Below are 11,415 nucleotides of genomic sequence, written 5' to 3'. Positions count from 1 at the left end.
TCCGTCTTATGGGGAGTTGGGGGGTTCGGGTGTGGCGTACGTGTGCTGCTGTCGGTACGGGGTTCGGGCTTCAGGTGCGCGCCGAGGAGGTCATGGCCAGCGAGTGCAGGAAGCGCATCAGCGTCATCAGGACGTCCCGGCTGGAGGCCCTGCGGCGCGCGTCGCACTTCACGATCGGGATGTCCTCGGACAGGTCGAGCGCGGTCCGCAGGTCCTCGATGGGATAGCGGGGCGCGTCCGGGAAGTCGTTTATGGCGATGACGAACGGCACGCCGCGCTCCTCCAGGCGGCCGATCACGTCGAAGCTGACCTCCAGACGGCGGGTGTCGATCAGCACGACCGCGCCGAGCGCGCCCTCGAAGAGGCCGTTCCACAGGAACCAGAAGCGCTCCTGCCCGGGTGTGCCGAACAGATAGAGCACCAGTTGTTCCGTGATGGAGATACGGCCGAAGTCCATGGCGACGGTGGTGGCCGTCTTGGTCTCGGAGCCGTAGTTGTCGTCGACTCCGATGCCGGCCTGCGTCATGGTCTCCTCGGTGGTCAGCGGCCTGATCTCGCTGACGGAGCCCACCATGGTCGTCTTGCCGACCCCGAAGCCGCCCACGATCACGATCTTCACTGCCGCCTGTGTGGTGTGCGGCAGATGGTCCTCGGCGCGAGGGCCCGTGATGGTGTCAGAGCTTTTGAAGTCCATGCATCACCGCTTCGAGGAGGGAACGGTCGGGGAGCGCCTGACGGACGATCGGGGCGCGCGCCTGTACCAGTTCGGCCGTCAGCAGCTCGGTGAGCAGGACGGTCACCACGCTGAACGGCAGGTTGAGATAGGCCGAGATCTCGGCCACGGACAGAGGGGCCTTGCAGAGCCGCAGCAGCGCCGACTGCTCCGGCTGGGTCGCGGGCGGCGGCACGTCGGCGCGCGCCACGATTAACGTGACCAGGTCGATGTCGGCCCGGTCGCCGCCCTCGCCTCCGCCTGTAAGGACATACAGGCGCCCGGGATCCCTCGGGTCGTCCTGGCCCGCCGGGGCAGGACCCGCTGTGGGGGGCTCCGGAGGCTCTTCCTTGGGGTAGCGCCGCTGGCGTTGCGGAGGAGTCATACGGTCTGCCCGTTGCGCCGGGGCGGACTCGTCAGATGGGCGCCGATCCGTACGACGAGGTCACGCATGCGGTTGCTCATCAGACCCGGCTCCGCGGTCTGGTTGGCGAGCACCGCGAGATAGGCGTTGGGCCCCGCCGACATCAGGTAGAAATAGCCTCCGTTGATCTCGATGATGACCATGCGCATCCGGCCGTCGCTGTTGGGGATCTCGCCCGCGACGGCTCCGGCCAGGCTCTGCAGGCCCGCGCAGGCCGCGGCGACACGGTCGGCCGCGTCCGGGTCACCGCCGTAGCGGGCGATGCGCAGTCCGTCGGCGGAGAGCACCACGATCTGCTGGATGCCCGGTACGCCGTCGGCGAGCTCCTTGAGCATCCAGTCGAAGTTGGCTCGCTGCTGGATCACTTGAGGTCCCCCTCGTCGTCGGCCTCGACAGGGGCCGGCTCGTTGTTCCTGGTGAATGCGGTCGGGTCCGGGTCACCCTTGAGTCCATTCATGAACGCCTCGACCCACAGCCCCGGTTCGGGCTCCTTCTCCTCCGGGACGGGCTCGGGTGCCCACGAGGCGGCCGCTGCGGCCTTGGCCTCGGCGGCCTCCGCCTCGGCCCGGGCGGCCTCGGCGTACCGCTGGCTGAGCGGGATCTTGACCCGGCTGCGGCGCTGCGGAAGCCCGTTGGCCGTCCATTCGGTGACCGTGGGGACGTCGTCCTCCATGGAGCCCATGGGGGACGGGATGCGCGGTCCCGTGGTCGGGCGGCGCTTCTTGGGCTTGCGCGCCGGGCCCTCGACTCCGTCGTTGTCGATGCCCGCTGCGGCGCTCGCGCCGATGCCGTGCGCGAGACCGGGGGCCGGGTCGGTGGTGAACATGTCGCGGGGCGCGACGAGGACGGCGCGGACGCCGCCGTACGCGGACTGCCGCAGCGAGATCTGCATGTTGTACATCTGCGCGAGTCGTCCGACAACCGCCATGCCGAGCCGCGGAGCCTGGCCCATCACGTTCGGGTCGACGCCGGCCGCGGCCAGTCGGAGCAGCTCCTCGATCTTTCCGCGGGCTTCGTCGCTGAGGCTGACGCCGCCGTCCTCGATCTCGATGGCGACGCCGGTCTGCACCTCGATGGCGGTGACGTGCACCTTGGTGTGCGGCGGCGAGTAGCGCGTGGCGTTGTCGAGGAGCTCGGCCAGGGCGTGGATGAGCGGTTCGACGGATACCCCGTTGACGTTGACATCGACGACGTTGTGCAGCTCGATGCGGCGGTACTCGAGGATCCGGGACATCGCGCCACGCAACACGCTGAACAGCGATACGGGGTTGGGCCATTGGCGTCCGGGACGGCCGCCGCCGAGCACCGCGATGGAGTCGGCGAGACGGCCGATCAGCGCGGTGCCGTGGTCGATGCGCAGGAGGTCGTCGAAGACCTCGGGGTTGCGCCCGTGGTCCTCCTCCATCTCGCGCAGTTCGTTGTTCTGCTGGTGGACGATCGCCTGGACGCGCCGGGCGATGTTGACGAAGGAGCGCTGCGCGGCGTCGCGCATCGACTCCTCGGTGTCGACGATCTTGAGCAGTCTCTTCAGCAGCTCGCGCTGCGACTCGGGGATTCCGCGGTACTCCGGGATGCCGTGATCGAGGGTGCGAATCACCTCTGCGGGGGAATCGCCGCTGTGCAGCCGGTCGAGCGCGTGCGGCAGGACGTCCTCGGTGAGGTTCACGATCTCCTGGTCCTGGGCGGCGATGCGCTGTTCCAGGGAGGCGGTGCGCTGCGCGAATTCGGCGCGCAGGTCGCGGGCGATGCGACCGCGGCGTACGGCTTCGGCGCCGATCGCGACGACCAGGAGCGTCGCGATGCCGCCGCACCAGCCGACGGCGGCCCGGGCCGGGTCCGTCACAACGGCGACGGCGGCTCCGGTCGCCGCGGCCATCAGTATGGCCGGCAGCAACAGCACGCGCGCGTAGGGAAGTTCACGGCCACCGGGGGGCGATTGAACACTCACCATGTATGCCCTCTAAGACAAATCGGCTGGGGGTCGGGGAAGATTTGGGGGGAAACCGCATGGTCAAACTGAATCTTCGGAACTTTTGGGAACAAGCGCACGAATACACCTCAACTCGGTGCGCTGCGGGCGAGCTTAGTCCGACCGGATCATCGCTGTGTCATATTCAGCAAGCACCTGAAATCGCTCGCGGGACAGGAGTACTCTCGGCTCCATTTACACGCTGAGGCTTGGTTCGCACACGGTGCGTGATGGCGTACGGGCATACGAGAACGGCACCCCGGATGGGTGAAAACCCTGGGAGACCCCGGCTCGGGCCCAGCTCCGGCCCGGCTCAGATCCGGCTCAGGCCCAGCTCAGATGCCGGCGATCCGCAGCGCCGCGTCCGCCGTCGCCTCGGCGAACGCCGACACGGGCCGTTCCGGATCCGAGCGGTGCACGAGGATGACTCCCTCGATCAGCCCGAACAGCAGATCCGTCCGCAGATCCAGCTCACTCTTGGCGAGCGCGCCGCCGGCCGCCGTCGCGGCGAGCAACTGCCGGTAGGTGTCCTTGAGTTCGGTCCGTACGGCATGGAAGCCGGCGAAGCGTTCGGTGCGCACCTCGGGCAGCAGATAGAGCCCGCCGAGATTGTGCGGGCCGCCGCAGAGCAGTTCCACGTCCGTGCGGCACAGCTCCCACAGCCGGCGCTCGGGCGGGGTCGTGTCGTCCGCGAGGAGCTCACGGGCGAAGGCCAGGGAGGGTGTGACCGTGGACTCCAGGAGCTCGGCGAGCAGCTCCTCCTTGCCGGAGACGTAGTGGTACATGGACGCCTGGCGCATACCGGCCCGCTCGGCGACGGCACGGGTGGTCGTGGCGGCGTATCCCCGTGTGGTGAACAACTCCGCGGCGGCGTCGAGCAGTTCGGTGCGGGGGGAGAGCCCGCTGTCGGGCCGCTGCGACGCGCGTGGTCTGCCGACGCGTCGTCCACCGCTGGTTGCCATGTGTTCGATCCTAGCTGCGGGCCGTCCGTGGCTGGTCGCGCCCACGCGGCGGAGCCGCACGTTCCCACAGCCCCGCGCCCCTGTGAGGGCACCCCTGCGTGAGGGATCGGTAACCCGACGGCAACGCTCGGGATACGGCATCGACCCGACCCGCGCCTAATTTCTGTCGGGCGACAGAAATGACCCAGCCGAGGTGAGCCGGAGGCCCGCGATGGCGACAGCGACGACATACGGAGCGCGCGACCACGCCCGCGCACAGGACGGCACCCGCGCGGAGGCCATGCCCGTCGTCCCCGCCGGCGCCTGGCCGGCGCCGCCCTGCGAAGCGGGCCACCTGGTGTGGGCGGAGACGGTGGCGGGCGGGAACTACACGCACCGGGTGCTGGCCCGCGGCACCGAGCTGCGGCTGACCGATCTGCGCGGCGACGGCTGCGCGCACCTCCTGCTGTATGTCGCCGACCGCCCGTGGGAGCGCCTGAACGTGGCGGACACGGTCAAGGTCCAGTGGAACGCGTACCTGGGCGAGGGGCAGCTGCTCCTCTCCGATCAGGGCCGGGTGCTGGCCTCGGTGGTCGTCGACACCTCCGGTCGGCACGACGCGCTGTGCGGCACCTCCACGCTCGTACGCAACACGGAGCGGTACGGGGACGGGACGCCGCAGTCCCCCTCCCCCGCCGGACGCGAGCTGTTCAAGCTGGCCGCCGCCAAGAACGGGCTCGAGCCACGTGATCTGCCGCCCTCGCTCTCCTTCTTCCAGGGCGTGGAGGTCCGTGACGACGGTTCGCTGGACTTCACCGGCTCGGCCGGGCCCGGCGGCAGCGTGACCCTCCGCGCCGAGCAGGACGTCACCGTACTGATCGCGAACGTGCCGCATCCGGCCGATCCCCGCCCGGAATACGTGAGCACCCCGCTGGAGGTGCTCGCCTGGCGCGCGGAGGCGACCAAGCCGGGCGACCCGCTGTGGGAGGCCACGCCCGAGGGCCGCCGCGCCTTCCTGAACACCGCGGAATTCCTTGCCGCGAGGGGGATCGCATGAGCACGACCACCAGCACGAGCACGACTGTCGTACCCGCCCGCGCCGCCTGGTCGGCCGTCGTCCGCGCCGGCGAGACGCTCACGCTCACCGATCTGCACGGCAACCAGGCCGTCGACTTCCTGGTGTACGACGCCCACGACACGTCCGTCCGCTACAGCGCGCCCGACACCATCCACGCGCAGGGCAACCTCTTCCTGACCACGGGCAGCGTGCTGATGTCGAACGAGCACACCCCGCTGATGACCGTCCTGGAGGACGAGGTCGGCCGGCACGACACGGTCGGCGGCGCCTGCTCCAAGGAGTCGAACACGCTGCGGTACGGGCACCACACCTGGTCCCAGCACGCCTGCGTGGACAACTTCCTAGCGGAGGGCGCCAAGTACGGCCTCGGCAAGCGGGATCTCGTCTCGAACATCAACTGGTACATGAACGTGCCGGTCGAGAAGGACGGCACCCTCGGCATCGTCGACGGCATCTCGGCCCCGGGGCTGAAGCTGACGCTGCGCGCCGAGCGCGATGTGCTCGTGCTGGTCTCCAACTGCCCGCAGATCAACAACCCCTGCAACGGCTTCGAACCGACGGCGGTCGAGATGACCATCCGCGGGGCGGGCGCATGAGCTTCGACACGCTGCTGGTCGCCAACCGGGGCGAGATCGCGGTACGGATCATCCGCACGGCCCGCGAACTCGGCCTGCGCACGGTCGCCGTGTACTCCGACCCCGACCGCTCCGCACCCCACGTCCGGCTCGCCGACGAGGCGGTACGGCTGGGCCCGGCGCCCGCCAAGGAGTCGTACCTCGACGCCGACCTCGTCCTCAAGGCGGCCAAGGACACCGGCGCCGGGGCGATCCACCCGGGCTACGGCTTCCTGTCCGAGGACGCGGCGTTCGCGCGGCGCTGCGAGGACGCCGGGATCGTGTTCGTGGGGCCGACGCCGCAGCAGCTGGAGCTGTTCGGCGCGAAGCACACGGCGCGGGCGGCGGCGGAGGCGGCGGGAGTGCCACTGGCGCCGGGTACGGGTCTGCTGGCCACCGTCGAGGAAGCGCTCGAAGCGGCCTCCCGTATCGGCTATCCCGTCATGCTCAAGGCCACCGGCGGTGGCGGCGGCATCGGTATGTCGGCATGTCGATCAGCCGATGAGTTGACCGAGGCCTGGGAGCGGGTGCAGCGCGTCGCCGCGGCCTCCTTCTCCTCGGCGGGGGTCTTCCTGGAGCGCCTTGTCGAGCATGCCCGCCATGTCGAGGTGCAGGTCTTCGGCGACGGCCGGGGCCGCGTGGTCACCTTCGGCGACCGCGACTGCTCGCTCCAGCGCCGCAACCAGAAGGTGCTGGAGGAGGCCCCGGCCCCCGGACTGCCCTCACGCGTGCGCGATCAACTCGCCTCCTCGGCCCGCGACTTGTGCGCCTCCGTGGACTACCGTTCGGCCGGAACCGTCGAGTTCGTCTACGACGCGGCGCGCGAGGAGGCGTACTTCCTGGAGGTCAACACCCGTCTCCAGGTGGAGCATCCGGTCACCGAGGAGATCTACGGGGTCGACCTCGTCGCCTGGATGCTGCGGCTGGCACGCGGGGAATCGGATGTCGTACGGGATCCGGGGGCGCCCCGCGGACACGCCGTCGAGGCCCGCGTGTACGCCGAGGATCCCTCGCGCGAACACCGGCCGAGCGCGGGCCTGTTGACGCGGGTCGAGTTCCCCGGAGGTGTCCGCGTGGACGGCTGGGTCGAGACGGGCACCGAGGTGACCACGTCGTACGACCCGATGCTCGCGAAGGTCATCGCCTACGGCCCGGACCGGGCGCACGCACTCGAACGTCTCGACGAGGCGCTGGCCAGGACCCGGGTCGACGGCATCGAGACGAACCTGGGGCTGGTGCGGGCGGCGCTCGGCTCCGACGACTTCCGGGCAGCGGTGCACTCCACGGCGACACTCGCGCAGGTCACCGACCCGACACCGCGTATCGAGGTCGTCGCCGGCGGGACCCTCACCACCGTCCAGGACTGGCCGGGCCGCACCGGCTACTGGCAGGTGGGCGTGCCACCGTGCGGCCCGATGGACGACCTGTCGTTCCGCCTCGGCAACCGCGCGCTCGGCAACCAGGAGGGCGCGCCGGGACTCGAATGCACCTTGCAGGGACCGACGTTGCGGTTCACCCATGCCACCACGGTGTGCGTCACGGGTGCGCCCGCGCCGGTCTCGGTGGACGGCGCCGCGGTCGCGCAGTGGGAGCCGGTGACGGTTCCGGCGGGGGCGGTGCTGGAGGTGGGCGCCCCCGCCGAGCATGGCTTGCGGACGTATGTGCTGTTCGCGGGCGGCGGCCTGGACGTGCCGGCGTTCCTGGGCAGCGCGGCCACCTTCACGCTGGGCCGGTTCGGCGGGCACGGAGGGCGGACGCTGCGGACCGGGGATGTGCTGCACGGGGGGTCGGTCGCCTCCGGTACTCCCGTGGCGATCGCCGACCGGCCGGTCTTCGGCTCGCGGTGGCACGTCGGCGCCCTCGAAGGCCCGCACGCGGCACCCGAGTTCTTCACCGAGGACGACATCCACGACTTCTACGCCGCCGACTGGAAGGTCCACTTCAACTCGGCGCGCACGGGTGTGCGGCTGATCGGGCCGAAGCCTCGCTGGGCGCGTACGGACGGCGGCGAGGCGGGCCTGCACCCGTCCAACATCCACGACACGCCCTACTCGGTGGGCGCGGTCGACTACACGGGCGACATGCCGGTACTGCTCGGCCCGGACGGCCCCTCGCTCGGCGGCTTCGTCTGCCCGGCGACAGTCATCAGCACCGAGCGCTGGAAGCTCGGGCAGTTCCGCCCGGGCGACACGGTGCGCTTCACCCCGCTCGCCGACGACGGCTCGGCGCGGGCCGCGATCGTGGACGGCGGGGTGCTCGCCCGGGACGGCGATGTGACCTTCCGCCGCAGCGGCGACGACAACCTGCTGGTCGAGTTCGGGCCCATGCAGCTCGACCTGGCGCTGCGGATGCGCGTCCACGCGCTGATGGAGGCGGTCGCCGAGGCCGCGCCGGACGGCGTCACGGATCTCACCCCGGGGATCCGTTCGCTGCAGATCCAGGCCGACCCGCACAGGCTGGAGCAGCGCGAACTCCTCGCCACGGTCAGGGAGATCGCCGCGGCGCTCCCCCCTTCCGACCAGTTGGTGGTCCCCTCCCGCACGGTCCACCTCCCGCTCTCCTGGGACGACCCGGCCACCCGCGAGGCGATCGCCCGCTACATGGCGGGCGTCCGCGACGACGCGCCCTGGTGCCCGTGGAACATCGAGTTCATCCGCCGGGTGAACGGCCTGGACTCGGTGGAGGACGTGTACCGCACGGTCTTCGACGCGGAGTACCTCGTTCTGGGCCTGGGCGACGTGTACCTGGGCGCCCCGGTGGCCACACCGCTGGACCCGCGCCACCGCCTGGTGACGACGAAGTACAACCCGGCGCGCACCTGGACCGCCGAGAACTCGGTCGGCATCGGCGGCGCGTACCTCTGCATCTACGGTATGGAGGGCCCCGGCGGCTACCAGTTCGTCGGCCGTACGACCCAGGTGTGGTCGGGCTGGCAGCAGCGCGGCGCGTTCGAGCCCGGCTCGCCGTGGCTGCTGCGCTTCTTCGACCGCATCAAGTGGTATCCGGTGGAGCCCGAGGAGCTGTTGGAACTGCGGGCGGACATCGTCTCGGGCCGCTTCGTCCCGCGGATCGAGGAGGGCGAGTTCTCACTGGCCGAGTACGAGGCCTTCCTCACCGAGAACGCCGCCTCGATCGAGGAGTTCCGGTCCCGGCAGGGCGCCGCCTTCTCGGCGGAGCGGGACGCCTGGGAGGCGGCGGGCGAGTTCACCCGGGCGGAGGCGGCGTCCGCGCCGACGGCTCCCGCGACCGAGGTGACCGTCCCGAAGGGCGGCCACTTGGTGGAGGCCGAATTCGCCGCATCCGTATGGCAGCTAAATGTCCGGCCGGGCGACGAGGTGACCGCCGGCCAGCCCCTCCTCGCCCTGGAGGCCATGAAGATGGAGTCCAGGGTCCCCGCCCCGATGAACGGCATAGTGAAGGAGATCCTCGCGAAACCGGGCGACCAGGTGGAGGCAGGCACAGCACTGCTGGTACTTGCGCCAGCGGGTCCAACAGAACCCTGAAACCACCCGGTGGTGTGTGGGCAGCCGTTCCGCAGGCCACCTGGAAACCCCCTTGGTGGTGTGTGGGCAGGCGTTCCGCAGGGCGGAACGGGTGGGCACACACCACCCACGGTCCGCAGTCGACGACCCACCCCAGGCAAGGAGCACCGATGTCGTCCCCCACTCTCACCCGAGCCCGCAGGGCATACGCCCGCATCGAGGCCGTAGACCGCCCCGAGGTCTGGATCGACCTGCGTCCCCAGGCGGAGGTCGAGGACGAAGCCCGCGCCATCGACGAGCGCGTCACCGCCGGCGAGCGCCTCCCCCTCGCCGGCAAGCTCTTCGCCGCGAAGGGCAACATCGACGTGCGCGGCCTGCCCACCACCGCCGGGTGCCCGGCGTACGCGTACGCGCCGGAGGCCGACGCCCCCGCAGTCGCCCGCCTCCGCGCGGCCGGCGCGATCGTCCTCGGCACCACGAACCTGGACCAGTTCGCCACCGGCCTGGTCGGCACCCGTTCCCCCCACGGCGCCGTCCGCAACGCCCTCGACCCGGCCAGGGTCAGCGGCGGCTCCAGCTCAGGATCGGCCGTGGCCGTAGCCCTCGGCATCGTCGACTTCGCCCTCGGCACGGACACCGCCGGCTCGGGCCGCGTCCCCGCCGCCTTCAACGGCATCGTCGGCCTGAAGCCGACCCGCGGCCTGGTGCCGACGACCGGCGTCGTCCCGGCCTGCGCCTCACTCGACTGCGTGACGGTCCTCGCCCGTACGCTCCCGGAGGCCGAGCAGGCCCTCGCGTACATGACGTCCCCGTCCGGCCGCGACCTGCCGGCGCTCCCCCAGCGCGCCCCCGGCCCGTGGCGCATCGCTGTCCCGCCGACAGTGCAGCTCGGTGAACTTGACGAGGGCTGGGCGGAGGCGTACGAGGCCGCCGTGGGCCACCTCGCGGCAGCCGGAGCCGAGGTGCGCACGATCGACCTCACCCCGTTCACCGAGGCCGCCGCGATGCTCTACGAGGGCGCGTTCGTCGCCGAGCGCTATACCGCCGTGGGGAGTTTTATCGACAAGTTGATCGCCGAGGGCGGTGCGGGGCTCGACCCGACCGTCGCCGGGATCATCACCCGCGCCCGGGACATCCCGGCCCACCAGCTGTACGCGGACCAGGACCGGCTGGCCGACCTCCGCGCCCGGGCGCTCGCCGAACTCGGCGACGCGGACGCGCTGTTGCTGCCGACCACGCCCGGCCATCCCACGCTCGCCGAGGTCGCCGCCGACCCGCTGGGCGCCAACGCCCGCCTGGGCCGCTTCACCAACTCCACGAACCTCTTCGACCTGGCCTCGGTCGCCGTCCCCGGGGGCACCGTGGACGGGCTGCCCTTCGGCGTGATGCTGCTCGGTCCCGCGTTCACCGACGAACGCCTCGCCCACATCGCCCGGCTGCTCCAGCCGCGGCTGCGGATCGCCGTGGTCGGTGCCCATCTGTCCGGCCAGCCGCTCAACCCCCAACTCCTCTCCCTGGGAGCCGAGTGGGAACGTACGACCACGACCGCGCCCGCCTACCGCCTGCACGCCCTGTCCACCACTCCCCCCAAGCCGGGCCTGGTCCACGTGGGGGCGGGCGGGAGAGCCGTCGAGGCGGAGGTGTGGCGGCTGCCCGCCGAAGGCCTCGGGCGCCTGCTCGCCGACCTGCCCCGGCCGATGACACTGGGCCGGGTCGAGCTGGCCGACGGCACGCACGTACCCGGGTTCCTGTGCGAGCCCGGTGCGCTCGAAGGGGCCGAGGACATCACGGAGTACGGCGGCTGGCGCGATTACCTCCGAGCGCGCTCCACGCAGCCGACGCTGTAGCCGCTCCCGCGACCATCGCAGTCCGCACACCCGGCCCGGACAGCTCCGCTCACCTGCCCGGGATCTGCGAACCACCGCTGCTGAGCCGTTCCGCGACGCCCCGCCCGAGCGGCACGGCGGCTGCGCTGAGCAGCCAGCAAGCCAGCGGCGCCGGCAACTCGACCGCCCAGGTCGGCACCCCGGAAACCGTGGCCCAAGCCCTCCTCGACGACGCCATCGACTTCGGCCGCCACGTCATCCCCCTCGTCCGTGAGGAGGTAAGGAGCGGGGTCTGGGGCGCTGCATCCATCAGCGGCTCCGCCGCGGGCCCAGGTACGGGACGGGAAGGGGCGGAGGGGGCGAAAAACC

At 71.2% G+C, this 11,415-nt stretch carries 9 protein-coding genes; 4 read left to right on the top strand and 5 right to left on the bottom strand.

The annotated features are described in order from the left end of the window. Positions 1-70: 70 nt before the first annotated feature. From ACFY0T_RS13665 to ACFY0T_RS13645, 5 genes are all read right to left on the bottom strand, one after another. A complete protein-coding gene (locus ACFY0T_RS13665; protein WP_388868671.1) occupies positions 71-694 on the bottom strand; it encodes an ATP/GTP-binding protein in 624 nt (207 codons plus the stop codon). Then, entirely contained in the window at positions 675-1,097 is a 423-nt protein-coding gene (locus ACFY0T_RS13660; RefSeq protein WP_388868668.1) for a DUF742 domain-containing protein, read from the bottom strand. The genes ACFY0T_RS13665 and ACFY0T_RS13660 overlap by 20 nt, the downstream gene beginning before the upstream one ends. Continuing rightward, positions 1,094-1,501 (bottom strand): roadblock/LC7 domain-containing protein, encoded by a 408-nt coding sequence (locus ACFY0T_RS13655; RefSeq protein ID WP_358817141.1) that lies wholly within the window; start codon positions 1,499-1,501, stop codon positions 1,094-1,096. The genes ACFY0T_RS13660 and ACFY0T_RS13655 overlap by 4 nt, the downstream gene beginning before the upstream one ends. After that, complete coding sequence (locus tag ACFY0T_RS13650; protein WP_388868664.1) at positions 1,498-3,087, bottom strand: sensor histidine kinase; 1,590 nt, start codon at positions 3,085-3,087, stop codon at positions 1,498-1,500. Before ACFY0T_RS13650 ends, ACFY0T_RS13655 begins: the two co-directional genes overlap by 4 nt. Positions 3,088-3,440: 353 nt before the next feature. After that, complete coding sequence (locus tag ACFY0T_RS13645) at positions 3,441-4,067, bottom strand: TetR/AcrR family transcriptional regulator (protein WP_388868661.1); 627 nt, start codon at positions 4,065-4,067, stop codon at positions 3,441-3,443. A gap of 211 nt (positions 4,068-4,278) precedes the next feature. Between ACFY0T_RS13645 and ACFY0T_RS13640 the strand changes: the two genes are divergently transcribed. The 4 genes from ACFY0T_RS13640 to atzF all read left to right on the top strand — a co-directional run bounded on the left by ACFY0T_RS13640 (position 4,279) and on the right by atzF (position 11,067). Next, positions 4,279-5,103 carry an urea amidolyase associated protein UAAP1 gene (locus ACFY0T_RS13640; RefSeq protein ID WP_388868658.1) on the top strand — a complete coding sequence of 275 codons (825 nt, stop codon included), beginning with the start codon at positions 4,279-4,281 and terminating at the stop codon, positions 5,101-5,103. Continuing rightward, a complete protein-coding gene (locus ACFY0T_RS13635) occupies positions 5,100-5,720 on the top strand; it encodes an urea amidolyase associated protein UAAP2 (protein ID WP_388868655.1) in 621 nt (206 codons plus the stop codon). The genes ACFY0T_RS13640 and ACFY0T_RS13635 overlap by 4 nt, the downstream gene beginning before the upstream one ends. Next, a complete protein-coding gene (locus tag ACFY0T_RS13630; protein ID WP_388868652.1) occupies positions 5,717-9,241 on the top strand; it encodes a 5-oxoprolinase/urea amidolyase family protein in 3,525 nt (1,174 codons plus the stop codon). Before ACFY0T_RS13635 ends, ACFY0T_RS13630 begins: the two co-directional genes overlap by 4 nt. A 149-nt stretch (positions 9,242-9,390) precedes the next feature. Continuing rightward, on the top strand, positions 9,391-11,067 hold the full coding sequence (gene atzF / locus ACFY0T_RS13625; protein ID WP_388868649.1) for an allophanate hydrolase: 1,677 nt from the start codon (positions 9,391-9,393) through the stop codon (positions 11,065-11,067). The last annotated feature ends 348 nt before the right edge of the window (positions 11,068-11,415 follow it).

The sequence above is a fragment of the Streptomyces sp. NPDC001530 genome, from assembly GCF_042894545.1.
Taxonomy (GTDB): Bacteria; Actinomycetota; Actinomycetes; order Streptomycetales; family Streptomycetaceae; genus Streptomyces.
The sequence above is the reverse complement of the archived record's forward strand: the minus strand, read 5'-3'. Positions and strand labels throughout refer to the sequence as shown.